This window comes from Streptomyces niger (genome assembly GCF_000718305.1).
Taxonomy (GTDB): Bacteria; Actinomycetota; Actinomycetes; order Streptomycetales; family Streptomycetaceae; genus Streptomyces; species Streptomyces niger.
This window is the reverse complement of the sequence record NZ_JOFQ01000001.1, coordinates 276,797-302,361: the sequence shown is the minus strand read 5'-3', so window position 1 is coordinate 302,361 and position 25,565 is coordinate 276,797. Positions and strand designations below refer to the sequence as shown.

The following is a 25,565-nucleotide window of genomic DNA, read 5'->3' as shown; positions in this document are numbered from 1 at the left end:
TCCTGCTTCGGCGGGCTGCGGATACGGTGGGCGGTGGCAGATTTATGTTCACATCATTGACATAAACCTGGCGCGAGGCCGACCATTCCTCGCACGGCGCCGGTCGAGACCCCCGACGCTCCGCCGCTCCGCCGCCGCGCCGCCCGGCCGCTCCCCCCGACCAGGACGACCGAACCGAAAGGCTCCCCGTGCGCTCCAACATGCTGTTCCTCATGACCGACCAGCACCGCGTGGACACCCTCGGTGCCTACGGCAACCCGCACGTCCGCACCCCCCACCTGGACCGGCTCGCGGCCGAAGGCACCCGCTTCGACAGCTGCTACACCCCCACCGCCATCTGCACCCCGGCCCGCGCCAGCCTGCTCACCGGCGCCGCGCCCTTCCGCCACAAGCTGCTGGCCAACTACGAACGCAACGTCGGCTACCTGGAGGACCTCGCCGACGACCAGTTCACCTTCGCCGGCCAACTGCGCGCGGAAGGCTACCGGTTGGGCCTGCTGGGCAAGTGGCACGGGGGAGTGCGGCGCACCGCTGCCGACTACGGCTTCGAAGGCCCGGACCTGGCCGGCTGGCACAACCCCGTCGACCACCCCGACTACCTCGCCTACCTGAAGGAGCACGGCCTCCCGCCGTACCGCATCACCGACCTCGTACGCGGCACCACACCCAACGGCAGCCCCGGCAACCTCCTCGCCGCACGGCTCCACCAACCCGTCGAGGCCACCTTCGAGCACTACCTCGCCACCCGCACCATCGAGATGCTGCGCCGCTGGACGGAAGACGGGCGGGGCGGGGACGGCGAGCCCTTCTTCCTGGCGACCCACTTCTTCGGCCCGCACCTGCCGTACATCCTCCCGGACGAGTACTACGACATGTACGACCCGGAACTCGTCGAACTCCCCGCCTCCATCAGCGAGACGTTCGCGGCCAAGCCGCCGGTGCAGCGCAACTACAGCAAGCTGTGGGCCTTCGACACGATGCCGCTGGCGGAGTCCCGCAAGCTGATCGCCGTCTACTGGGGTTACGTCACCCTCATCGACGAGCAGATCGGCCGCATCCTCGACGCCGTGCGTGAACTGGGGCTGGCGGAGCGCACCGCGGTGTTCTTCACCGCCGACCACGGCGAGTTCACCGGCGCCCACCGGCTGCACGACAAGGGCCCGGCGATGTACGAGGACATCTACCGCATACCCGGCATCCTCAAGGTCCCCGGGGCGCCTGCCGGTCAGGTCCGCGACGAGTTCGTCTCGCTCACCGACTGCACCGCCACCATCCTCGACCTCGCCGGCAGTGACACCGAACCCGCCGTGGACAGCCGCAGCCTGCTGCCCCTGGCCGCCGGCGAGCGGCCCGACTGGCCCGAGCACCACCTCGCCGAGTTCCACGGTCACCACTTCCCGTACCCCCAGCGCATGCTGCGCACCCGCCGCTACAAGCTGGTGGTCAACCCCGAGTCGCACAACGAGCTGTACGACCTGCACACCGACCCCGACGAACTGCACAACCGTTATGATCACCCGGAACTGCGGGACGTCCGCGCCGAGCTGACCCGCACCCTCTACGACCTGCTGCGCGAGCGGGGCGACAACTTCTTCCACTGGATGACACCGATGTACGACGTGGAGACCGACTACGACACCACGCTCTCGGCATTCGAGAGCGAGCCCGGCACCGCCCCCGTGCCGGGACGGGCGGGACAGGAGCGCCCGTGAACCCGGCGCACTCCGAGACCGCGGCCCGTCCCTGCTGCGCACCCGCCCGAAGGGCGTCCGACGCCACGACCACACCGCCGGACGCCACGGCTCCCGGCACGGCGCCGGCTCCCGGGGCGGTCGGCCCCGGCACGCCGGCCGACGCGGCGCAGGCGTACCGGACCACCGTCGACCTGCCCGGCGGGACGTTTCGGATGGGCAACGAGGACGACGAGGCGAACGCCGGGGATGCCGAAGGGCCGGTACGCGAAGTCACCGTCGCCCCGTTCGCCGTGGACGCGTACGCCGTGACCAACGCGCGCTTCGCCGCCTTCGTCGCGGCCACCGGCCACCGTACCGACGCCGAACGCTTCGGCTGGAGCTACGTCTTCGCGAAGTTCCTGCCCGGGGCGGTGCGGAAGGTCTCACCGCGCCCGGACGCCACCCCGTGGTGGTGTGGCGTGGAAGGGGCCCGCTGGGACGCGCCGGAGGGACCCGGCAGCGGGCTGGAGGGACGCTGGGACCACCCGGCCGTCCACCTCAGCTGGGCGGACGCCGCCGCCTTCTGCGCCTGGGACGGCGGGCGGCTGCCGACCGAGGCGGAATGGGAGTACGCCGCCCGCGGCGGCCTCGACCAGGCCCGCTACCCGTGGGGCGACGAACTCACCCCCGGCGGAACCCACCGCTGCAACATCTGGCAGGGCACCTTCCCGGTGAAGAACACCGCAGACGACGGCTACGCCGGCACCGCACCGGTGCACGCCTACCAACCCAACGGGTACGGGCTGTTCAACGTCGCGGGCAACGTCTGGGAGTGGACGGCCGACACCTGGCACCCGGACCAGCCGGGGCTGCGGGCGATGCGCGGCGGCTCGTACCTGTGCCACGCCTCCTACTGCAACCGCTACCGCGTCGCCGCACGCACCGCCAACACCCCGGACAGCACCACGGGAAACCTCGGCTTCCGGGTGGTTCGTGCGTGCGCCGACGACGTCGCCCGCAGCTGACCGGCCGCCCCGTTCCCCGGCCGGCCGGTCAGCCCTCGGTCGGGTCAGCCGTCGGTCAACCGCAGGTCATGCGCCCCGATCCGGCCGCTGGACGTACAGCCGGTTGCCGCGCGGGCCGGTCCACTCCACCCGTACGACACCGGCTACGGCGGAGTCGTCGACGCGGGACGCGTTGGACCAGTAGCCGAAGTTCGGGTTGCGGAAGAACGTCGCCCAGAGCCGGCCTGTGTGGTCCTCGAAGAAGTTGTTGTGTCCGGCGCCGACACCCATGGTCCACCGCTCGGAGTACGGCCCCTCGAAGCGGTCCGAGACGGCCACGATCGCGTCGTACTGGTACTGCACGCGGCCGGCCCCGGGCGGGTCGTACGCGTACCGCGGGGTGCCGTCGGCGCTGATCGACGTCCGGTCCCACGCGGCGTGCATCAGGAAGTACTTGCCGCCGTACTTGAACACGTACGCGCCTTCGAGGTACGGCTCGGGGGAGTAGGGCTGCTGCCGGAAGCGGGGGAGGTTCGTCGTCGTGACGATGTCCTCCATGTCGTCGCGGAACTTCGCGTACAGGTCGTTGTGCAGCACCAGCCACGCATCGTCGCCCTCGCTGTAGAGGCCGCCGTCGATGTGGAAGTACGCACCGGGCTCGATGAAGTCCGGCCCTCCGATGAAGGACTCGCCGAAGGGCTTGTCGAGGTTGCCCCGGGCGAGCCGGTAAGGCCCCTCGACGCCACCCTCGCTCACCAGCAGGAACGAGCCGACCTTCTGCGAGTGGTCGCCCATGCACGCGACGATGTACCACTTGCCGCGGAAGAAGTGCACCTCCGGGGCCCAGGCCTGGCCGCGCTTGCCGAACCGGTCGTCGTGCCAGTACTCCTGCCAGGGCGCCACCACCGTGCGTCCGGGCCGGTTCTCGCCGACGAACTCGGGCGACCACACCTTGCCCCGCTCGGCACCCGGCCGGATGCGGGTGGTGTCGGCCAGCCGCCACGGCCCCTGCAGGGACCGGGAGGTCCACAGGAAGATGCCGTCATTCCATGGGCCGGCGGCCGCCAGCCCGGGGACGCGGGTGGTGCCGGTCGCCACGTAGAGCGGACGGCCGTCGACGACGAAGCAGTTGACGTAGGTGTCCCGCATCCACACCTGCCCGCGCTCCTTGTCACGAGGGCGCAGTTCCAACGGCAGGATGAAGGAGTTGTCCTTTCGCGGCCACAGATCCATGTCATGGTCCGCGAGTCCTTACGGGGTGAGGTCGGGCCGGTTCGACGGATACCGTCGCAGCGCCCCGCCCTTTCTCGGTGGGAGCGGCGCGGCTGGCGCGGCCGGCGCTGCTTGCGCGGCTCGTGCCGCTGTCGCGGGCAGTGCCGCTGTCACGGCCAAGGAGCCCGCGACACCGGCCAGTAGGGATCGCCGCCCGACGCGGGGCCCGTCGTGGGAAGTCGTCATCAGTTGCGCGCCCTTCTTCGTCGTCCGGGGCGTGTTGCCTCGTGGGATGGCATGACGCACAGCATGCGAAGGCCTGTCTATTTCCGTCAACACCCCGGAAAAATAATCCGGATCGACTCGCACGCCCCGGCCGCCGTCACGCCCCGGCCGCCGTCAGGCCTCGGCCGCCGTCAGGCCTCGGGCGCGTCGCCGAAGTCCGGGATCGACAGCCGCTCCCCGCCGCGCCGCGCGGACTCGTGGGCGATGATGCCCGGCAGGGTGTAGCGGGCGGCCACCCAGGCGTTCACGGTCGGCAGGGAGCGGCCGTTGACGGCGGTGACGAAGTCGTCGACGAGGAAGTGGTGGCTGCCCTCATGGCCGTTGTGCAGGGTGTCGAACTCCCGCGGCAGCCGGGCCCGGTCGTGCACGGGCGCGGAGCCGGAGGTGAAGGCAGCGCGCAGGTCGGGCGCCACGTTCCGTAGCGCGGGGTCGTCGGGCGACAGGGTGGGCTTGGGCCGGAGCAGCTCGGAGACGTCGGTGACGCCCTTCTTGTCCTGCCAGGTGCTGAAGGTGGCCAGCTGCTCGAAGCTGCCGTCCGTACCGAAGAATCGGAAGCGCGATTCCCGGATGTGCGACGGGTAACCGACCCGCCGGAATTCGTTGGTGCGGAACGAACCACCGCCCGCCACCTCGAACAGCGCGGTGGCGTTCGAGATGTCGTTGCCGAACTGGCTGACCTCCTTGTCGAAGACGCCGTCCCCTCGTTCGTCGGTGACCCCGATCGCGGAGACGCTCACCGCGTGCGTTCGCCAGGCGCCCAGGACGCCGCCGATGGCGTGGGTCGGGTAGAGGAGCGGCGGGTAGCTGGCGGTGGCCTTCCAGTTCTCGCCGCCGCTGTACTGGTACGCCGCGTAGAAGCCGAGGTCCATGTCGTGGACGTAGTCGCCCTCGGCGTAGAAGAGGCGGCCGAAGGCACCGTCGGCGATCTGGTTGCGGGCGTAGACCGTCGCCGGGTTGTACTGGCTGGTCTCGCCCATCATGTACGTCAGCCCTGTCTCGCGTACCGCGTCGATGATGGCCGCTATCTCCTCCTGAGTGACCGCCATCGGCACCGCCGAGTACACATGCTTGCCGGCCCGCAGGGCCTGGACGACGAGCGGCCCGTGGGTCCAGCGCTGGGTGAAGATGGCCACCGCGTCCAGATCCGAGTCGAGCATCGCCTCGAAAGAGGGGAACGTCCCGGCCAGCCCCTGGTCGGCGGCCAGGGCCTCGGCGCGCTCCGGCAACAGGTCGGTGACGTGCACCTCGCCGACTCCGGGGTGGGCCTGGAACAGCGTGGCGAACGCGCCGGAGAACTGCCCGGCGCCGACGATGCCGAGGGAGAAAGCCATCTGCATTCCTTCACTGTGGGGTGGGCGACGAGGTGATCGGTCGATGGTCGGTGACGGGGAAGGAGAACGTCTCCTCGTCGGCCACCGGCCGGGTGAAGGCCGTGACGTCGATGCCCTCGCAGTCGTGGAAGGTGGTGAACATCCATGAGCCGTGCAGGGCCGTCGCCGCCCGGTCCGCGCCGACGGGCTTCTCGTCGTCGTGCGGCTCCTGGTCTTCGTCCGCTCCGGCCAGGTGGAGACGGTGGAGACGGTGTGGAGACGGCGGAGACGGTACGGCGGGCGGCTTCGGCACGCCCGTACGACGGGGTGGGGCGCGGTCCGGTTCTTCCGCCCGCGCCCCACTGTCGTCAGGCGAGCGCCCGCGCCACCGACCACAGGAGGCGCTCGTTCTCCGGGGCCGCGCCGCCCGGGAAGGCGAACCGGCGGCGGGTGTAGGCGTAGGCGTAGCCCTGCCGCGGGTCGGCGAGGGCGAGGGAGCCCGCGGCGCCGCTGTGGCCGAAGGTGCCGGCGCCGATGGAGCGGAAGTGGCTGCCGTAGGTCTGGAAGCCCAGGCCGAACGCCTGCGGCTGGTCGCTCACCAGGTCCTTGCCCTCGGAGTGGATCCGGGCGAACTCGGCGGCCGTGTCCGGCTTCAGGAGCGGGCCGTCCCCGTCCAGGCCGAAGGCGGCAGCCGCGTACATGCCGGCCAGCCCGCGCGCGGAGCCGATTCCGCCCGCAGACGCCTGGCCGCTCGCGCGGGTGGTGCGGGAGTTCGGGAAGGCGTACAGCTCACCGTTGCCGGCGGCGTGCTCGTTGAACGCGATGCCGCCCAGGCTGTACGGGCTGTGCGCGGCGGCCTCCAGTTCGGCCTGCTGCTCCGGCGTCGGGAGCATCGGGAGGGTGGTGAGGAATCGCGGCTCCTCGGACTCCGGGAGGCCCAGCCACAGGTCCAGGCCGTACGGGGCACGGACCCGCTCCTCGAACCATTCCTGCAGGGTGCGCCCGGTGGCCCGGAACACCACCTCGCCGACCAGCGCGCCGATCACGAGCCCGTGGTAACCGAAGAACCGTCCTGGCTGCCAGAACGGGCGCTGCCCGGCCAGACGGGCCGCGATCGCCCGGTCGTCGTACATCTCGTCCGGGGTGAAGCCGTCGTCCAGGCCGACCACCCCGGCCCGGTGGGCGAGCAGCTCGCGCAGGGTGATGCCGCCCTTGCCCTCGGCGGCGAAGTCCGGCCAGTACGAGGCCACGGTGCGGTCCAGGTCCAGCACACCGTCCTGGACCAGGAGCGCGGTCACCAGGTATGCCGCGCCCTTGGTGGACGAGAAGACGCCGAGCAGCGACGCCCCGGTCACCCCGTCCGACCACAGGTCGACCACCCGCTCGCCGCCCCGCTGCACCACCAGTTGCGCGCCCGGCGCGTGCTCCTCGCCCGCGAGGAAGGCGGCGAACTCCTCCCGCACTCCCTCGAAACCGGCGGCCACCGTGCCGTGAACTGCCATAGCCCCTCCCGAGCTCGCGTATTGATCTTGTGCTTCCGGCAACCGACCGGCCCGTGCCGCTATTCCCCGGTCTTTGCGGTCGGGTGCCACCGTGCCGTCGTGCGAGAAGGGGAAAGAAGGTCAAGTTCGCCTTCGAGCCCGGCGACAACGGGCACGCCGGCCCATCGTTCGACAGGCCCCGCCTGCCCGGCCGGTCGACTCAGCGCCCGCTGTCGACGGTCACCGGCCGGTCGTCCCGCAGCTCGCCGAAGAGTTTCCTCGCCTGCGGCAGGTTCCACTGCACGGCGCTGCCCTTGGAGGTGTGGAAGCCGAGGCTGGACACCGGGACATTGAGGCGCCTGCCGTTGCCGGCCGTGACGCCCTTCATCGCCTCGAACAGTGCGGTGAGGGTCCGCAGGTCCGTGTTCTTGTCCACGACGAGTGTGTCCAGTCCCGCCCTCATGGTCGGGTAGACCTTCGACGGGTCGAGGAGAGTGTCCGGGGTGGCGGTCTTGTCGGCCAACGCGGACAGGAACTTCTGCTGGTTCCGGCTGCGCCCCAGGTCGCCCTGGGCTTCCTGGTGGCGCTGGCGGACGAACGCGAGGGCCTTGCGGCCGTCGAGCGTATGGCAGCCCGCCTTCAGGTCCAGCCCCGACTTCTCGTCCTTGATGTTCCGATCCACGCACATCCGTACACCGCCGACCGCATCCACGATGCCCACGAAACCCGCGAAGCCGATCTCCGTGTAGTGGTCGATGCGCAGACCCGTGTTGTGCTCGATGGTCCGGACGAGGAGGTCGGGGCCGCCGAACGAGAACGCCGCGTTGAGCTTGTTCTTCGACGCGCGGTAGTGCTTGCCCGTATCGGGGCGGATGTACGGCGGGATGGTCACCCACGAGTCGCGTGGCAGGCTCATCATCGTGGTGCCGTGCGCGCCGGTGTGCAGAAGGATCATCGAGTCGGTGCGGCGGCCCGCGTCGGCCGAACCGCCGGTGTGCAGCTCCTGCTTGGCCCGGTCGGTCAGGCCCGAACGGCTGTCGGAGCCCACGATCAGGTAGTTGGTTCCCCGGCCCTGCGGCGGGCGGTCCGCGATCCTGTCGAGGTCGACCTCGCGGCTCAGCCTGGTGTCGGCCCAGATGTACGTACCGCAGGCCGTCAGGAGCAGCATGCCGGCCAGGAAGGCGGTCGTCCGCGCGAGCCGGCGCCGGCGACCGAGGTGGGCCGGGGCCGGCCTTCCTCTGGGAGCCCTGGCGGCTCCGCGAGCCATGGGAGCCCTGGCGGCTCCGGGAGCCATGGGAGCCCTGGCGGCACTGGGGGCCATGGGAGCGTGGCCCCCAGGGCGTATCCCGGCGCCGACGACACCACCGCCGGCTATGTGGTGCGGGTTCGGATGCGACTCAGGCGCGTACTCGGCCTGGAGCCATATCTGCCCGGTGCTGACGTGCGCCGTCTCCGCTGTGCCCACGTACTGGTTCTCGTCGGGCCACCCGCCCAACCGATCGTTCATGGAGGGCAGTGTGCACCTTCCGCCGCTCCGCACCGGCTCTTCCGGAGATCTTCCCGGAATGACACGGTGGTTGTGCTACGGCGCATGCGCACCACCGGGGCCGGGCGTCACGGGGGCACCCGGCCCCGGCGTTCCCGGCCCCCGGCGTTCCAGGCCCCGGAGTTCCCGGTCCCGGCGTTCCCGGTCACCGCGATGGCAGGCTCCCGTACGCGACCGGCTGCCCGATCTGCTCGGCGGCGGTGCCCGAGCGGTGCATGCGCTGCCACTTCAGCCGGGTACCGAGAAGGAACGCCACCACGGACTGAATGACCACCAGGTACATCAACTGCCGGTAGACGAACAGCTGGAACGGCATCGACCACAGTGCCCGCACCCGCTCACCGTCCAGCCGCAGCGCGTACCCCGCGACGGCCAGCTGGAGGGCGAGGAAGCCGAGCCACACCCCGGCCGACTGCACGGGGCTGCGGAACAGCGCCCCGTACAGCGCGAACACATCGACGGCCGGCGCGAGCAGTGGCAGCACCACCTGGAAGAGCGTCAGGTAGCTCAGCCCACGGCGGCCGAACCGCCCGGCGGGGCCCACCTCGACCGTCGCACGGCGGTGCTTCCACATGGCCTGCAACGTGCCGTAACACCAGCGGTACCGCTGCCGCCACAGCTGGCGCAGCGAGGTGGGCACCTCGGTCCAGGCGATGGCGTTCTCCTCGTAGACCACCCGCCAGCCGGCCTCCCACAGCGCCATGGTGAGGTCGGTGTCCTCGGCGAGAGTGTCCTCGCTGACCCCGCCGACGCCCAACAGCGCGTCCCGGCGGAAGGCGCCGATGGCGCCGGGCACCGTCGGCATGCACTCCAGCACCTCGAACATCCGGCGGTCCAGGTTGAACCCGAAGACGTACTCCAGGTGCTGCCACCTGCCCAGCAGGCCACGCCGGTTGCCGACCTTGGTGTTACCACTGACCGCACCGACGGCCGGGTGCGCGAGCGGCTGGATGAGCCGGTGGACGGCATCCGGCTCGAAGACGGTGTCGGCGTCGACCATGACCACGATGTCGTACATCGCATGGGTCAGGCCCGTGTTGAGCGCGGCGGCCTTCCCCGCGTTGGCCTGGCGGATCACCTGCACGCGGGGATCGTCGATCCACGTGGCGAGGTCCGCCGTCCGGTCGGTCGACCCGTCGTCGATCACGATGATCTGCAGCTGCCGGTACGAGGAGGCGAGCAGCGACCGGACGGTGGACTCGATGCCCGCCTCTTCGTTGTAGGCCGGCACGAGGACGGTCACCGGGTCCGTGACCTCCCGCAGCCAGGGCGCGCCCGGGCGGAACCGGGTCAGACGCCGGACGTGTGCCCGGGCGAAGAGGACGAGCAGTGCCAGCCGCAGCACACCCAGCGCGCCGGCGATGCCCAGGACCCAGGTCATGATGCTCACCAGCGCGTGGCCGATGGCCTGGGCCCAGATCAGGCCCGTGCCCTGCCACCGTTCCAGGACGGAGACCGGCCGCTCTGCCCGGGGCAGCCCGGCCCCGGCCGTCACAGTGGTGAACTCCTTCACATTCCGGTCGCCAAGCAGCTTCTCCGTTCCCTCGTACGCGGTACGGGTCTGCGCGTACTGCCGGACCACGCCCTGCGCCGGCTTGCGGAACCACCGGTCGGCGGCGACCAGCGTGTACCCCTGCCCGGCCGCGTCCCGTGCCGCCCGCCATTCGGGACCGCACATCGTGTCCACCGCGCTGGTCAGCGGCGCGCGCAGCAGCCGGGTGTGGATGCCCGCCGAGCCGGCCAGCGCCTTCTGCGTGAGCGACAGCTCCAGATGGGCACGGAGCGGCGATGCCTCGCCCATGGCGGCGCCGGTGTAGGTGTTCGAGCCGATCTCATGGCCTTCGGCGCGTATCCGCCGTACCAGGTCCGGGCGTTCGGCCGCCTCGGCGCCGCGCAGGAAGAAGGTGGCGTGCGCATGATGGCGGCGCAACAGGTCGAGCAGGCGCGGGGTCCATACGGGATCGGGGCCGCCGTCGTAGGTGAGTGCCACTGTACGGGCGGGCATCGCGGCGGACTCCGCCGTACCGCCGTTGATGCGCACCACCGGGCCGCCCTCGGCCACGGCCCGCGGCACGGGCGTGGTGCAGTCGCGCCGGGTTTTCGCGGCATCGACCTCGTGGGTGGTCCAGCCCTCGAAGAGCAGGGAGCCGAACAGCACGGGGAGTACGAGGATCAACAGCAGCCAGTGCCCGCGCGGATCACGGGACTGAGCGTGCCGGCCCCGTTGTGAGCGGCGCCTCACGGCCCGGCCGAACTGCCGGTCACCGCGACCCGTCGAGGGCGTCTTCGAGCCGCTCCGCCGCACACGGATCCGCCCCCTGCGGAAGCGCCGGCGCATGGCTGATGAACAGGTATTTTCTGCCGTCTTGGGTACCGACTGGCCTTACGCATGGTGGGCGAGTGTACTCATCGGGCGATCGAGGCACGTGACGAAAACGTGCTTCACGCACCAGTGCGCCCCCCCGGCAGTCCAACGACCTGAGGCGGTCGGGCAACGTCGGCGACCTTGCCCGGTTCACTGGAAGTATCGCCTTGGTCCCTGCGCCCCCATCCGCCTCCGTCGCGGGCCGCGGCGCCTGCCAACGCGTTCCCGGACGGGGCGGGAGAGCACGCCAGGCCTCAGTTACTGCTCTTGAGGCCGGAGCGTCTGATGACCGCTGTCCATGTCGAAGTCGCCGATGTACCACTTGTCGTCGATCTTGAGGGTTTCCACCTTGGCCGTGAAGGACTTCGGGTCCACGCCGTGCGAGCGGGACAGCATGATGGCCCGCAGGGGCTTTCCATCGACAGTGATCTTGGCCGTCGGAACGACTGCCTTGTCACCCTCGGGGGTGGGCGCGTCGACCTTCACCGTCGGCTTGCCGGAGGCGTTCTGCGGCGAGAACGCCGTGCTCATGGACTTCAGACCGGGGGCCATCTTCTCCATCGCCGACGCGTCGCAGGTCTCGGGAGTGGCGGCCTTCGGGGACGAGCCGCTGTCCGGCACCACGGAGAGCAGGCACACCTGCTTCGCATCCTTTTCGATGACCGCGCCGACCCAGGCGCCGACCGCGGAGGACACGGTGGGCCGGCCGCCCTCCTGTGCGCCGGAGTCATCGCCCGACGAGGCGCCGGAGTTGTCCGACGCGCTGCCCGAGGGAGCGGGGCTGCTGCTGTGTGAGGCGGAAGAGGAGTGCGAGGTGGTGCCCGAGCACGCAGCGACGAGCGGCGCCGCCGCCAGCAACGTGGCCGCGGCAGCCCAACCCATGCTGCTCTTACCGGTCTTGCCGGTCTTGCCGGTCTTGCCGGTCTTACTGGTCCTACCGGTCTTACCGGACTCCGGTCGTGCCATTACTTTGTGCTCCTTACGCGTGCGGTTCCTTCCGGCTCGTCATCAGTAGGTGGCCACGACGGACGACGAGAGCCGAACGGTTGCGCGAAACGCTACAACGCCGACCGGACCGAAGGCACACGCGGGGCGTTCCGCAGGCGGCGCTGACGCAAGGAGCGGCAGGACGACGCCGAGCCTCTCCTCCGGGTGGGGGGAATCAGGCTGATGCCATCGGCTCTTTCCCGCTCCTACAGGGCCACAGTCAGGCTGATCGGGCCCCCGACAGAGGTCAGCCCGCCGGGGCTCGCGCACGCGGTCAGTTCGGAGTTGAGCAGAACCTTCGTCTGGACAACAGTCGCTCCGGTGAACAGTCCGGAGGTCACCGTGCCCGTCAGCACCAGGACCGTGACCCCATTGGGTTTGAGGTTGATCGCGCCGGTGCCCGTGACGGTGCTGGTCTGCCCGTTGCTCCAGTGGTATGTCGCCGTGTTGGAAACGCTCCCCGCCAGGCAGCTCGCCGTCCCATGGCCGGTGGCCGAGAAGGACGCGCCGGAAATGCCGTTGCCGCTGAGGTCCACACAACCGGACACGTTGCCGCTCGCCTGGAAGGCGACATCGCGAGGCTCGTACGTAAGGCCCGGGGTGTAAGTGCCGACCTGACTGCCCACAGGGCAGCTGATGCCGGCCGGCGCCGCGGCGGATACCGGCCGAGCACCGGCCGCGGAGACGGGACCGAGCACGCCCAAGAGGACTCCCAGGACCACCAGCATGCCGCGCAGACGACGTGACATGACGCAACTCCCTTTCACTGTGAGGTATTTGGGGAGTAGCTGTCCTTCAGTGGACTGCCCTGAAACGTCCGGCCTCCAAGTGCGCCCCAGTGGGTGAACCCGATCCGGCCATCCTGAGTTCGACCCCGGCATGGTGACGGAAGGCGGGGCCGGCCGCCGGCATCGCCGTGCTTCCGATACCGCCCAGCGCGGCCGTCCTACAGCGCGGGGTACGCGTTCTTCAGCAGTTCCTGGAACTGTGCCGAGAACCATTTCCCGGCGAGCGGGGCGTCGGGCAGGGCGCCGGACATGTGGTATCCGTTGCGTGCGTTGCCCGTGTACGTCGGGTCACACATCCGGTCGAAGCCCTTGCCCTCGTCGTTCGGGATTTCCTTGCTGGCCCCGTCGGACTCGCCCGGCGGCTTCATCCACACGTAGGCGTCGATGCCCGCGGCGGGTGCGGCCTGAGGGCGTTCGCCCAGCCCCGCGCCCGCCTGATTGCACCAGTTGCCCGGGTGGATGCGGCGGTCGTAGCGGCCGCCGTCGACGTAGGCGTCCACGCTGGTCTTCGCGCCCGGCGCGGTGGGCCGTGCCGTTCCGCCCCAGCCGTTGCGGGAGGTGTCGATCAGCATGCCGATGCCGGGGTCGAAGCCCACGGAGACCAGCTTGTCGCGGAAGCCCTGCGCGAAGGACTGCTCGTCCACGTACCGGTTCCAGTCCACCCACTTGGACTGGCGCACCGATACGCCGTTCACCGAGTCGTTGATCGAGAAATGGTCCTCCTTGAGGGCACTGTAGTTGGCGGTGTTGGCGATGAATCCGTGGACCTTGTCGAGCGTGCTGCCCTCGGCGGTCGCCGCCTGCTTGAACAGCTCGGCGGAGGGCCCGAGGTTGTCGTCCCAGCCGATCCAGCCGTGGTGCCCGGCGTCGAGGTAGTTGTAGACGTTGGGGACGGAGCCCAGCTTGTTCAGGGCGTAGCCGACGCCCTTGATGTAGTTGCCGTTGGCCTTCATCACGTCACACTGCGGGGTCTGGGTCGGCCGCCCGCTGACGTTGGTGACCAGGTTCGGCAGGGAGTCGATCTCGACGGTGGTGACGATGCGCAGTCCGGCGTACTTGCTGTCGGCGAGGATCGACGCGATCGGGTCGATGTACTGCGTCTTGTACTTGTCGATCTCGGTCGGGCCCAGTTCGCCGTTGGAGGCGAGTGCGGAGCAATCGCGTCCCGGGAGGTTGTAGATCACCAGCTGGACGACGAGTTCGCCGTCGCCCTTCTGTTTCAGGGCCTCGTCCAGGTGGTCGCGCAGCCCCATGCCGCCGTTCACGCCGTTGATGGCGGCGATGCGGTCGAGCCAGACACCGGTCGGCTGGTTGGCGACCTTGCTGCCGCCGGGTTCGGCTGCGGCTTTCGCGGACCACTCGGGGTTCACGTACACCTTGGCGCCGGCGTACGGGTTGTCGGCCTTGGCGGCTGCCGTTGCGGTCGGGCAGAAGGCTCTGCCCGACTCGGCGGCTGCGGGTAACGGCTGCCCTGCGCGGTGGGCAGTGGTACAGCCGGGTGCCGCGGCGCTCGCTGCCGGACTCAAGGCCGTGGCCGTGCCGGTACCGGCCGCGAGCAGGGCGCAGGCGGCGAACAGTGCGGTACGCCGCCGGGGCGGCCGGGTGGGGGAGATGCGGCTCATGACGTCCGTCCTTCTGTGTCGAGGGCGCGCAAATGGTCGCGCAGCCCGGTGCCGTAGGCGGTCGGTGTGCCGTTGTAGTCGCTGATCAGGGCCGGGCCGGTGGAGCAGTCCCAGGTGTTCCAGGTCCAGCCGAGATAGGAGAGCCCGCGGTCGTCGAACCACTTCATGACGCGATCCACGAAGCCGTGTCCGCAGGTGTTCTCGCCGATCTCACCCGCCACGAGGGGGACGCGGGCGGCGATCGGTGCCAGCGTGGAATCCCAGCAGGACTCGTTCGCACAGGCGTTGAAGTTGTAGATGTGCCAGGCGGCGGCGAGGTTTCCGGCCGGATCGCTCGGCGCGTACCGGAGCCATTGGCTGAGGTCGTTGGCGTACGCGAGGCCGCCGGCCAGGACGAGATTGCGGGCACCGGTGGCCCGCACCGCGTCCAGCAGGTCCTGCATGCCGGCGACCTCGTAGCCGATGCCGGGGCAGTTGCCGCCGTCCCGCCAGCAGGTCCACGCTTGTGTCGTGGTCGCGGTGGCACGGTCCGGGTAGGGCTCGTTGAAGAGGTCGAAGACCACCCGGAGGTCGCCTTTGAAGGCGTTCGCCACCGAGGTCCAGAACGCGGGACTGTAGCGGGCGTTGGGCATCGGCTTCTGGCAGCTGGCATTGGTGTCCGAGCAGCCCGCGGAGTTGCCGGTGTACTGGCCCCAGCTCCAGTGGAGTTCGAGCACCGGCGTCATGCCGTGCGACTCGACGCGTGCCGCCAACTGCCGCACCGCGTCGATGTAGTTGGTGCCGCGGTAAGCGGGGTCGATGTTGTCCGTACCCAGCCAGCACTGTTCGTTGAGCGGTATGCGGACCGTGTTGGCCTGCCAATCCGCGATGGCCGCGATGGCCGCGTCGTCGACCGGACCGTCGAAGATGCCGCGGCCCTGGACGCACATGAACTCACCGCCGGAGCGATTGACTCCGAGCAGGCGGTGGGTGGCGCCGGTGGCATCGGTCAAACGGCCGCCGTCCACGTGGAGTTCGGGCGGAGCTTCGGCGGCAGCCCGTGGGCCGGGCTCCGCGGCGACGGGCGGCCCGGTGGTGCTTGCCGTTGCCGTGCTCGTCGTCGCGAGTACCGCTGTGACCAGGAGGGAGGAGAGCAGAAGGAACAGGCGAGGGGGGTGTCGCATGAGCGACTCCTTGCAGCTCGGATGCGGTGTGGGGCGCATGTGCCGACTGGTGGAATCGTTCCCACTGATGTTTCCGTTTCCGGAAGGTACCGCCAAGAGGCTTCAAGCAACAGAGGTCGCACAGCTTCTTTCTCAGATGGCTCGTTCGACACTTCAAACAAAGTGCAACCCTCTTGACCGCGGAACCCGCCGTGGCGATATTGGAATCGTTCCCAGTTGTGGTCGGCGCGGTTGCTCTGCCTGCATGCCTTCACTACTTGAGCTCTGCTGTGATGGCGTTCTCTTGATTGATTAACTGATTGCGCGCGCGGGCTCACGACCAGGACGAGGTCCTGGTCGGCCGGGCGCGCAGCCAGCGAGCCGTCCGCTCCTGCTGCCCTGCCTCGACCTGGAGGCCCGGGACCGGTCGCCCCGTGGAACGGCGAGCAGTGGAGGTTCCAAGGCACGGCTGAGCCGGCCTGATACGCAAAGTCCCGCCCATTGGTGATTGAAGGGCGGGCGGGACGTTCAAGAGGGGCGCCTGCGAATGCGGGGCGTCGAGAGGCGTCGAGAGGTGGCGGGTGTCGGCGGTGCGGCCGCCGTGGGGGGCCGGGGCGCTGGGGGAGCGGGTATGGCTGCGGTGGAGCGCGCGGCGCCGGCACGTGCGGGCGGCGGGCCGGTACCTGCGGGCTGTGGGATGTCCGGGCGGCAGTGCGGAGCCGGTGCTGCATGGGGCGCCCTGTAGGGCCTCCCATGCAGCACCGGCGGCGCCCTTGTCCGGACGGCATTCAGATGGCGTGCAGATGGAGTTCAGACGGCTCGCCACAGGGCTGGAGCCGTCGGGGGCTCCCAGCCGGGCTGCGCCGTGTGGGCCTGGAGGCACACATAGGCCCGGCCCGCGTGCGTCACCCGGTCCCCGGCCCGGTAGGCGGTGCCCGTGGCCCAAGCGCTGCCCGACGGTGGGGGGTTGGTGGGCGACGGGCCGGGGCCCTGCGGGACGTCCAGCACGAAATCGAAGGCCGCCTCACGGCCGCCGTTGCCGTTGCGCACGTTCATCAGCAGGCGGGCGTCGAAGAGCATGTCGGTGTTGTTGCGCGGTTCGTTCGGGAAGTACAGCTGCGTGGTGAGGACCGGGCGGCCGGGGGCCTGCACCTTGACGTGGAGGTGCCGGGTACGGCCGGGGTAGAGCCCCGGGACGATGGTGGTCAGCGTGAACGCACCGCGGGAATCGGTGTACTGGTGCCCGCGCAGTCGGAAGCCGGTGTTGTCGTAGTCGCCGTTGTCGTCCGCCTGCCAGAAGTCGAGCAGGGCGCCGGAGACCGGGAGGCAGGCGCCGCCGAAGACGTAGCCGCTCACGGTCAGCCGGGTACCGGGCATGCCGGGCTCCAGCAGATCGGTGCGCTGGGGAGAGTGGGGTTTGAAGTACGGGCCTTCCATCTGCTCGGGCGTGGGGTCGTCGCCGTCGTCGCATGCCGGAGTGAGGGGCGCGGCGGCGCCGGTGGGGCTGAGGGTGCGGGCCAGGGCCGGGCCGCCGATGAGGGCAACCGGTACCGCGGCGCCGGCCGCGAGCGCCGTACGTAAGAGGGTCTTGCGGCGCACGAGCCGGGGCGACTCGGTGGACGGGGACGGTCTCTCGTTGTCCATACCTGCTCCTTGAGTGGGACATGTGGAGGCACGTGGGGGCATGTGAGGGCATGTGGGGGCACGTGGGGCGTCGGATCGCTGACGAACCTAGGCGTGTGTCTGCGCCGTTGCGATGGACTGGTGGTGGCGTCTGTGGTGTTTTCGGAAGTCGCCGGGGCTGCTGCCGGTCTCCCGCCGGAAGAACCGGCAGAAGTAGGCGGGATCGGCGAATCCGAGGCGAGCGGCGACCTGCCGTACCGGCAGCTCGGTGTGGGCGAGCAGTTGCTGAGCCCGGTACACGCGGGCCGCGATCAGCAGCTGACCCGGGCTGCGGCCGGTGGCCGCACGCACCGCCTGGGTGAGGTGGCCGGGGGACACCCCGAGCCGGTCGGCGCACTCGCGTACCGACCAGGCCACCGCCTCCCGCCGGGCAGTCAGCCGGGTGAATGCCTCGGCCAGCGCACCGGACCGGGCGGGGGACCGGACCGGGCCGGCTGCCCCCGCCGGGCCGGTGATCTGCGACGTCCCGGCTGCCCCCGCCGGGCCGGTGATCTGCGACGTCCCGGCTGCCTCCACCGGGCCGGTGGCCTGCGTCGGCCCGGTGCCGCCACTGTGCTCCGGCAGCCGCGCAGCGCGTACGACGAGGACGTGCAGCAGGGCCCGTGACACGGTCTCGTGCCCGGCAGCGCGCTGCCGGTGCTCCGCGGCCAGGTCGGCCATGAGCCGGCCGATCCGTGCGTCGTCCTCGGCGTCCAGGGTGAACCAGCCGGCTCGTGCGAGCTGCCGCAGCACTTCCCGGTCGCCGGGGTGATCCACCAGAAAGTCCTCGGTGAACAGCGCGAGCGTCCCGTCGACGTCACGGTCGCCCTGCCAGTGGTGGATCTGCCCGGGCAGGATGACGGCCAGGTGTGGTGGTCGCACCGGCCACCGGGCGAAATCGATGACATGAGCGCCCGAACCCGCGGTGAGATGAATGATCTCGTAGAAGGTGTGGCGGTGCGGGTGGTCGGTCCACGACAGCGGGCCCATCTCTTCGAAGGAGCCCGCGGCGAACGGAGCTGCGTCAGGTTCGGGTAACTCCAGTCGGTGCAGAGGTGGTTCTCCCGCCGGCGGGGCGATGCAGGGCGTGCCTCGCAGGACAGTGGTGCTGCGCATCACTTCTCCTCGGAGCAGGTACAGACCAATAGCTTTCGGTGGGTCACGTTCCCGGAGTGGTACGACTGTGAACGCCACCTCCGGGCTCCCTGGCCCGCATCCGGGCCGCCCATTGGTCCGTACCTGTCTCTTGCCCTCCTTCTCCCATGCGCCGCAATATCCCCCCATGGAGCTGGAATTGCGACATCTGAGAACCATCCGAACGATCGCGGAGGAAGGCAGTCTCACCAGGGCGGCCACGGTGCTCGGTCTCGCGCAGCCCGCACTGAGCGCACAACTCAGACGGATCGAGGCTGCGCTGGGCGGCGCGCTGTTCGAGCGGGGACGGCGCGGCGTGCGGGTCACCGCACTGGGGGAACTGGTGCTGGAGCGCACCCGGATCGTGCTGCCGGCAGTGAGTGAACTGCAGCAGGAAGCCGTCAGGTTCGCCCGCTCCTGGCGCGGACCGGAGCGGCTTCGGCTCGGCGGCACGCACGGTCCGCTCCTCGGCGCGCTGCTGGACCGGCTGACGCAGGCCGTGCCCGACGCGATCGTGACCACGTACGTGTCGTGGTCCGAGCGGGAGCTGGCCGTGCTGCTGGCCGAAGGCGGGTTGGACTTCGCGCTGGCCGGCACCTGCGGATCCACCGCTCCGCCCGACGCCACGCGGCTGGCCTGGCGGGAGATCGCGGTGGACCCTGTGTTCGTGATGCTGCCCGACAGCCACCCACTCGCCTCGTGCGCCGAAGTCCGGCTGTCCGCACTGGCCGATGAGGAATGGGCCTGCGTGCCCGGCGACGGCTGCTTCGCGGACTGCTTCACCGCGGCCTGCGCCCGGGCCGGATTCAGCCCCCGGCGCATGTACGAGACGGATACCGCGTCCTGCGTGCACCTGGTACAGGTCGGGCGGGCGGTGGGACTGTGCCGCGCCTCGTTCCCGACGACACCCGGCATCATCACCCGGCCGCTCGCCGGCACTCCACTGCTGTGGCGGCACGTGCTCGGCTGGCACCCCACCCTCCAGCAGCCGGACCGCACGGCCACCGTGCTGGCCGAGGCGCGCGGCGCGCACGCCAGGACGGCGGAAGGCAGCGACAGCTACCGTCCCTGGCTGGCGGCACACGGTGAACACACGGCTCAGAGCCTCGGGCCGAGCTGACCGCGCCCTCGCGGCAAGCGCGTTCCATAACACCGGGGCAGGGGGTCGGCTGACACCTTACGCAGTCCGATCGGCCTTCCTTACGGTATCGGCACCTCACCCACCCCACCGAAACCCGAGGAGAGTCCCATGCTCCAAAGACCTGCCGCAGCCGCCTGTGCCGCATTGGCGGCCGCGGGCACGCTGCTCGTGGCCGGGCTCAGCGGCTCGGCGAACGCCAATGGCCGTGCGGCTGCCCCGGACACGCTCACCGCCGCGCAGACTCTGCGCACCGCCGACGCTCCGGCCGCCCTGCTGGACGCGATGGAGCGGGACCTGGAACTGGACCGGCAGCAGGCAGCACACCGGCTGGTGAACGAGGCGGAAGCAGGGGCCACGGCGGGTCGGCTGCGCGCGGACCTGGGCGCGGACTTCGCCGGCGCCTGGGTGCGGGGCGCCGAGTCCGGCACGCTCACGGTGGCGACGACCGACGCACGCGACGTACCGGCGATACGGGCCCGCGGGGCGCGGGCGGCCGTCGTGCACCATTCGCTGGCCTCGCTGGACGCGGCCAAGGCCCGGCTGGACCGCGCCGCGGCCCGGCACGCGACCACCGACACCCCGGTCTGGTACGTCGACGTCCGGTCCAACTCCCTGGTGATACAGGCGGTGCGCCCGGCGGCCGTACGTCCCCTGCTCGCGGCGGCCGGAGTCGACCCGGCTCTCGTACGATCGATGAAGTCCGCCGAGCGCCCCCGGCCCCTGTACGACCTGCGCGGCGGCGACGCCTACTACATCGGCAGCGGCAGCCGGTGCTCGATCGGCTTCCCCGTCACCCGCAGCTCCCAGCAAGCATTCGTCACGGCAGGCCACTGCGGCCGGTCCGGCAACACCACCACCGGTTCCAACAGGGTGGCCCAGGGCACCTTCCAGGCGTCGGTCTTCCCGGGCAACGACATGGCGTGGGTGGCCACGAATACCAACTGGACGGCGACCCCGTACGTCAACGGTTCCAGCGCACAGGTCGCCGGGTCCACGCAGGCCGTGATGGGCGCCTCGGTGTGCCGCTCCGGCTCGACCACCGGTTGGCACTGCGGCACGGTCCAGCAGCTGAACACGAGCGTGACCTACCAGGAGGGCACCGTCAGCGGCGTCACCCGCACCTCGGTGTGCGCCGAACCCGGTGACTCGGGCGGCTCGTTCATCTCCGGCAGCCAGGCGCAGGGCGTCACCTCGGGCGGTTCGGGCAACTGCACGAGCGGCGGGACGACTTACTTCCAGCCCGTCAACCCGATCCTGCAGACCTACGGCCTCACCCTGACGACGAGCGGCAGCGGACCCGGCGACCCGGGTGACCCGGGTGACCCTGGAGACCCGAGCGGCACCTGGTCGGCGGGCACGGTCTACAGCGCCGGCGACACGGTGACCTACGGCGGCGTCACCTACCGCTGCCTCCAGGACCACCAGGCCCAGCCCGGCTGGCAGCCCCCGGCCGTACCGGCCCTGTGGCAGCGCCTCTGATCGCAGGGCCTCCGCAACAGGGGTGGACCGACACCTCACTGGCCGTTCGTGGCGCCAGCGCACCGCGCGGGCCTCGGTCTCTGCGGGAGCTCAGGCGGCCCGGGCGTTTCGAGAGGTCATCGTGCAGCGGGCTCGTAGCACCAACACCAACGAGGGAAGGCGGGCTTGGTGGTGGCGGTCGCAGCGGGGCTCAGGGCAATTGCCCTGATCGGTGTGGTAGCGGCGGTGGGTGGTGGATGCGGCCGACGGGCGGGACGGTCACCTTGTGTTTCCGACCAGGGGTCCGTAGGCCGCCGTGCTACTTCTTGTGCGTGACCGCTGCCTGCGCGTTCACGATGCCGAGCCCCAGTTCGGACAGGTGATCGGGGTTGCGTGCAGTCTCCTTGATATCGGCGATGATCTGGTCGGGGGTGCGGCCCTGCTGGTGCAGGAGGGCCGCCACGGCGGAGACGTAGGGCGTGGCCATGGACGTGCCGTCCAGCTTGCCGTACCCGGAGGTGTTGTCCCGCGTCAGCGGCGTGGTGTACGTGGGCAGGGTGGACAGGATGCCCACGCCGGGAGCGGTGACGGCTCCCTGGGCGCCGAAGTTGGAGAAGCTCGCCGGCTTGCCGTGCTGATCGCTGGCGCCGACGACGAGTACGGGGGTGGTCAGCCGGTACGGCTGCGTCTCGGCTCCCTCGTTGCCCGCCGCAGCCACCACCACCGCCCCTTCGTCGTGGGCGGTGGTGATGGCGCGGTTGAGGGTTCCGCCGCGCAGCAGTTTCGACATGAGCCCGGACTCGCCGAGCGAGAGGTTGACGACATCGGCGCCGTGCTCCGCCGCCCACACGATGCCGTGGGTGATGTCCTCCTTGGCCCCGGAACCGGCGGCGGTCAGGACCCGCACCGGCATGATCTTGGCACCGGGTGCTCCTCCTGCGATGCCCACGCCGTTGTCGGTGGCTGCGGCAGCGATGCCGGCGACATGGGTGCCGTGACCGTTGTGGTCCATCGGGTCGCTGTCACCGTCGACCACATCGGTGCCACGCACCAGCCGGCTCTTGAGGTCCGGGTGGTCGAGGTCGACACCGGTGTCCACCACGGCGATCACCGTGTCGTCTCCTCGCGCTGTCTGCCACGCCTCCGGCAGTTTCAGTGCGTCCAGCGCCCACTGCTGTCCGCGTTCGGGGTCGGGCTCGTGGTCGTCACCGCAGCCCGCGACCAGGACAGTGGCGAGAGCGACGCAGGTCAGTATGGCGGTGGGACGGGACAACGATCCGTTCATGGACACCTCCGGCCCGCGCGGAGCACCGGTACGTGACACAAGGACTGCGCTGTGCGAAACGACGCGCCCCCGCAAGAACGTGGCACGTTCCCCGGTCAGACTCCGTGGAGGGCGGCGACGAGGTCGTCTCGGGCTCCTTGGCGAGCGAGGTGCGCAACACCGTGAGGTGGTAGCGGCGCAGCGCTTCTCGCACTCGGCCCGATTGCTGCACGTGCACCTTGCCGTTCTGCGTCCGCCAGGCCAGGGCGGCGTCCTCCAGGTCGAGCAGCTCCTCACGCGAGAGCTGGTCGCTGTCGCTGAGCCACATCACGGCTTCGCTGGACGGAACATCCGCCACGGGCCAACTACTCGTCCTGGGCCTGTTGGTCGTACAGAAGCACGCCGGCGGTGGCCTCGCCTCCTCGATGGCCTGCCTCTCGGACGTTGCTTCCGGACCGAGGACGACTGCCAACAGCTGTAGGGGCCCGGTTCCGGTCATCGTGCCGCCTCCCCTGTAGGCCCTGCACATCATTCAGCAACGGATTGGACGGGACGGCAACCCCGTCGGAACCACATAGAGGCGCGAGCAGTGGCAGCGTGAAGCGACTCGGTCGATGTCTGGCAGAGACGAGGGCACGTTCCTGACGCAATCGACGCGCCTGGGTTCCGCGTACTGCGTGCCTCATGAACCCATCAGAACTACGCGACAAGCGATGCCATGAGGCTCCCAGCCGGTGTCGTATCGAGTAGCGGCCTAAGCCGGCACATTGCACGTTGGCCCTGGCCGGTGGGGCCTGGTGACCTGCGTGATTCGACGGACGGAGGTATCGATGGTCGAGCATGTCGGTGCAGCCCGGACTACGTACGCCACGTGCCGTGCACATGGCTGGGCCGACACACTGATATCGCCGAAGGGCTCTGCGTGCGGCGGTGTCGTCGCCGTCGGCAGCGACTCCTATTGCCCATGGCTGGGGCTGTGCGTCACTTCGGCGGCCTTGGCACGGGTACGAGGCGCCCCTAACATTCCCGGCGCGTGCTTGGTCGCCGTAGCTGCAAGTGCCGGAACGGCTGCAAACGCCTTCGAGGTCGGAGCCGTCGCTCTCGCGCGAAGCAGGCAAGGCATGGCCGGGGAGCGCCGCGAAACCGGCGGCGTCCGGAGTCCTGCGGTGAGGGGGAGTACGAATGACCTGTGTGGCGCAGGCGCAACATGCCGATACGGGTTACGAGGCGGGCGGGCGGTGGCGGTTGTGGAGCCCGTATCCCGGTGAACGGCGGTGGGGCACGGTCCGGGAGAGTCGCAGCGAGCCGGCAGACGGGTGGTTCCCCTTCCCGCGCAAGCGTGCACTGATGCGCGCCTACTGCCGGGGGAAGGACGGCCTCAGTGGCTTCTATGACGCCACAGGGGCTTTCACCCAAATCGCCGTTGCGATGGCCAGGCTCCCCGGCACGATGCCGTGGCGCGAACCGGTCCGTTCACAGACGCGGTCGATCCGCATCGTGGACGGTCATTGGTATCAGCGCTCCAGTGAGGAGCCCACCGGTACAGGACGTCTCGTCGGTCTGGAAGCCCGGCGGGAGTCTCTCTTCGCGGCCGAGCCGTACCGTGGGTGAACGCCGGTCGGCCGAAGGGCCGGGCGGCGTCCGGGCCGCTGCGGGCCCTGCAGCGGCCCGGACGATGCTCGCCGTTCTCGTGACCCAGCAGCTGCTCATGGCGTACGACTCGACCGCCATGAATGTCGCGGTCTCCGACATCGTCACCGACCTCGGCACCACGCTGACCGGGGTGCAGTCCGCGATCTCGCTCTACGCACTGGTCATGGCCGCGCTGATGATCACCGGTAGCAAACTCGGCAGCCGGGTCGGACACGTGCGCGTGTTCACGCTGGGGGCCGCTGTCTATGGATGCGGCGCCCTGGTCACCGCGCTGAGCCCCGGCCTGCCGGTCATGCTCCTCGGCTGGTCGTTGCTCGAAGGCGTTGGCGCGGTGCTGATCTTCCCGGCGATCCTGTCCATCGCCACCCTGGCCTTCACGGGCGCTCGACGTACGCGCGCGCTCGCCCTCGTCGGCGCGGCGGCAGGAGTGGGCGCCGCGCTCGGACCCCTCCTCGGCGGTCTGATCACGCGCTACCTGTCCTGGCGGGTCTCCTTCCTCATGGAAGCCGCTGTGACCGCGGCGGTCGTTGTCCTCCTCGTCCGGCACCGGCGCCGGGTGCCTCGCCCGGAGGCCGCCCGGCAGCCGTCGTTCGACGTCCTGGGCGCCGTCCTGTCGGCTCTGGGCTTCGGGCTGATTGTGCTGGGCACTCTGCTGGCCAGTCGCTACGGGCTGCTGATCACCCGTTCGGACGTCGTCCTGTTCGGCCGGACCGTACTGGGTGAAGGTGCGGTCTCGCCCACGGTGCTGCTCGCACTGTGCGGTGTCGTGATGCTGGCGCTCTTCGCTTGGTGGGAACACCACCGCGCATGCACAGGACGCGATCCACTCGTCCGTCCCGTAGTGCTGCGCGACCGCACCACACGCGTGGGGTCGCTCTCCCTGGGGCTGCAATATCTCGTCTTGGCAGGGGTGTTCTTCCTGGTGCCGGTGTTCGTACAGACCACACTGGCCTACGACGCCCTGGAAAGTGGAGTGACGCTGCTCCCCGCGACGGTGTTGCTGGTCGTTGGCGCGGCGGTCGGCACTCGTGCCGTCGGCCGGGGACGCGCGACCCGCAGGCCGCTCATCATCCTCGGGTTCCTGCTCATCGCCGCCGGTACGGCACTCATCGCCTTCGTCTTCGGGCCGGACGCCTCCGGCCTGCGGATCGCTCCTGGGCTCGCCATGGCAGGCCTCGGGCTCGGCCTGTGCACTCTGCTGGCGGACCTGGTCCAGTCCTCGGCCGCCGAGGACCGGGTCAGCGATGTCGCGGGCCTCTCCCGCAGTTTCTCCTACCTGGGCCAGTCGCTGGGGATCGCGCTGGCCGGCGCCCTGATGATCGGCGTCCTGCTCGGTACGGCGCTGGACTCGGTGCGCACCAGCACCGTCCTTACCGGTGGCCAGAAGGCCACTGCGGAACACACGTTGGAGCACGGCGTCCAGGCGACCGCGGTGAGCGACGAGCAGCTCCGGACGGCGCTGGACAGGCAAGGCGTCAGCGGGCCGCCCGCCGACGAACTGGTACGCATCAACACCCTGGCTCGCGAGGACGGCCTGACCGCCGCCATGGTGGCCATGGGCCTCTTCGCGCTGGCCGGCGCCGGGCTGGCCGCACGGCTTCCCAGAGAGCCTCGGAATGCGGCGTTGCCGCTTTCCCGGCGGCGTTCGTAGCCGCAGGACACTCTCGCCGGTTTCGCGGCGTAGTCACCGCACCGACCAGCCGCGATACGGCGGCCGCCACCGTTGCGCACGGGTTGCGCCGGCGGCCGCAACTCCCTGCAACTCTTGTCGGTTCTCGCCACAGCCAGCAGATTGGCCACACCGAGGTCATCCGCACGTAGCACCGCGATAACGCCGC

17 protein-coding genes and 1 pseudogene are annotated in these 25,565 nt (G+C 70.2%); 5 read left to right on the top strand and 13 right to left on the bottom strand.

What is annotated here, in order from left to right:
• Window positions 1-212: 212 nt before the first annotated feature.
• Together IF20_RS01335 and IF20_RS01330 are read left to right on the top strand one after the other, a co-directional pair.
• Window positions 213-1,712: a sulfatase-like hydrolase/transferase gene (locus IF20_RS01335; RefSeq protein ID WP_407702427.1), complete on the top strand. Its 1,500-nt coding sequence runs from the start codon at window positions 213-215 to the stop codon at window positions 1,710-1,712.
• Window positions 1,709-2,698, top strand: coding sequence for a formylglycine-generating enzyme family protein (locus tag IF20_RS01330; RefSeq protein WP_052863017.1), 990 nt, complete (start codon window positions 1,709-1,711; stop codon window positions 2,696-2,698). The genes IF20_RS01335 and IF20_RS01330 overlap by 4 nt, the downstream gene beginning before the upstream one ends.
• Before the next feature lie 66 nt (window positions 2,699-2,764).
• Here the strand turns inward: IF20_RS01330 and IF20_RS01325 are convergent.
• From IF20_RS01325 to IF20_RS01265, 12 genes and pseudogenes are all read right to left on the bottom strand, one after another.
• Window positions 2,765-4,135, bottom strand: a pseudogene (locus IF20_RS01325) (family 43 glycosylhydrolase).
• A 170-nt stretch (window positions 4,136-4,305) separates the two neighbouring features.
• Window positions 4,306-5,505 carry a Gfo/Idh/MocA family protein gene (locus IF20_RS01320; RefSeq protein ID WP_052863016.1) on the bottom strand — a complete coding sequence of 400 codons (1,200 nt, stop codon included), beginning with the start codon at window positions 5,503-5,505 and terminating at the stop codon, window positions 4,306-4,308.
• 10 nt (window positions 5,506-5,515) lie between these two features.
• Window positions 5,516-5,797 carry a hypothetical protein gene (locus IF20_RS01315; RefSeq protein WP_052863015.1) on the bottom strand — a complete coding sequence of 94 codons (282 nt, stop codon included), beginning with the start codon at window positions 5,795-5,797 and terminating at the stop codon, window positions 5,516-5,518.
• Window positions 5,798-5,852: 55 nt separating this feature from the next.
• Window positions 5,853-6,986 (bottom strand): serine hydrolase domain-containing protein, encoded by a 1,134-nt coding sequence (locus tag IF20_RS01310; protein ID WP_052863014.1) that lies wholly within the window; start codon window positions 6,984-6,986, stop codon window positions 5,853-5,855.
• A 199-nt stretch (window positions 6,987-7,185) separates the two neighbouring features.
• Window positions 7,186-8,133 (bottom strand): LCP family protein, encoded by a 948-nt coding sequence (locus IF20_RS01305; RefSeq protein ID WP_407702426.1) that lies wholly within the window; start codon window positions 8,131-8,133, stop codon window positions 7,186-7,188.
• 523 nt (window positions 8,134-8,656) lie between these two features.
• On the bottom strand, window positions 8,657-10,753 hold the full coding sequence (locus IF20_RS01300) for a bifunctional polysaccharide deacetylase/glycosyltransferase family 2 protein (protein WP_052863458.1): 2,097 nt from the start codon (window positions 10,751-10,753) through the stop codon (window positions 8,657-8,659).
• A gap of 381 nt (window positions 10,754-11,134) precedes the next feature.
• On the bottom strand, window positions 11,135-11,842 hold the full coding sequence (locus IF20_RS38895; protein ID WP_199896438.1) for a hypothetical protein: 708 nt from the start codon (window positions 11,840-11,842) through the stop codon (window positions 11,135-11,137).
• A gap of 227 nt (window positions 11,843-12,069) precedes the next feature.
• Complete coding sequence (locus IF20_RS01285; protein WP_199896437.1) at window positions 12,070-12,612, bottom strand: hypothetical protein; 543 nt, start codon at window positions 12,610-12,612, stop codon at window positions 12,070-12,072.
• Window positions 12,613-12,809: 197 nt separating this feature from the next.
• Window positions 12,810-14,273, bottom strand: coding sequence for a glycoside hydrolase family 6 protein (locus tag IF20_RS01280; protein WP_110943685.1), 1,464 nt, complete (start codon window positions 14,271-14,273; stop codon window positions 12,810-12,812).
• Window positions 14,270-15,436, bottom strand: coding sequence for a glycoside hydrolase family 5 protein (locus IF20_RS01275; protein WP_110943684.1), 1,167 nt, complete (start codon window positions 15,434-15,436; stop codon window positions 14,270-14,272). The genes IF20_RS01280 and IF20_RS01275 overlap by 4 nt, the downstream gene beginning before the upstream one ends.
• 789 nt (window positions 15,437-16,225) lie before the next feature.
• Window positions 16,226-17,059: a dioxygenase family protein gene (locus tag IF20_RS01270; protein ID WP_199896436.1), complete on the bottom strand. Its 834-nt coding sequence runs from the start codon at window positions 17,057-17,059 to the stop codon at window positions 16,226-16,228.
• An 87-nt stretch (window positions 17,060-17,146) separates the two neighbouring features.
• Complete coding sequence (locus tag IF20_RS01265) at window positions 17,147-18,193, bottom strand: AraC family transcriptional regulator (protein ID WP_052863009.1); 1,047 nt, start codon at window positions 18,191-18,193, stop codon at window positions 17,147-17,149.
• A 166-nt stretch (window positions 18,194-18,359) separates the two neighbouring features.
• Between IF20_RS01265 and IF20_RS01260 the strand changes: the two genes are divergently transcribed.
• Both IF20_RS01260 and IF20_RS01255 read left to right on the top strand, forming a co-directional pair.
• Window positions 18,360-19,331 carry a LysR family transcriptional regulator gene (locus tag IF20_RS01260; RefSeq protein ID WP_052863008.1) on the top strand — a complete coding sequence of 324 codons (972 nt, stop codon included), beginning with the start codon at window positions 18,360-18,362 and terminating at the stop codon, window positions 19,329-19,331.
• A gap of 129 nt (window positions 19,332-19,460) precedes the next feature.
• The gene (locus IF20_RS01255; RefSeq protein ID WP_052863007.1) at window positions 19,461-20,831 is read left to right on the top strand and encodes an alpha-lytic protease prodomain-containing protein; all 1,371 of its coding nucleotides are present in this window, start codon (window positions 19,461-19,463) and stop codon (window positions 20,829-20,831) included.
• A gap of 298 nt (window positions 20,832-21,129) precedes the next feature.
• Here the strand turns inward: IF20_RS01255 and IF20_RS01250 are convergent, their stop codons facing one another.
• On the bottom strand, window positions 21,130-22,095 hold the full coding sequence (locus IF20_RS01250) for a S8 family serine peptidase (RefSeq protein ID WP_052863006.1): 966 nt from the start codon (window positions 22,093-22,095) through the stop codon (window positions 21,130-21,132).
• 1,669 nt (window positions 22,096-23,764) lie between these two features.
• Between IF20_RS01250 and IF20_RS01240 the strand changes: the two genes are divergently transcribed.
• Window positions 23,765-25,378, top strand: a complete 1,614-nt coding sequence (locus IF20_RS01240; RefSeq protein ID WP_199896435.1) for an MFS transporter — start codon at window positions 23,765-23,767, stop codon at window positions 25,376-25,378.
• The last annotated feature ends 187 nt before the right edge of the window (window positions 25,379-25,565 follow it).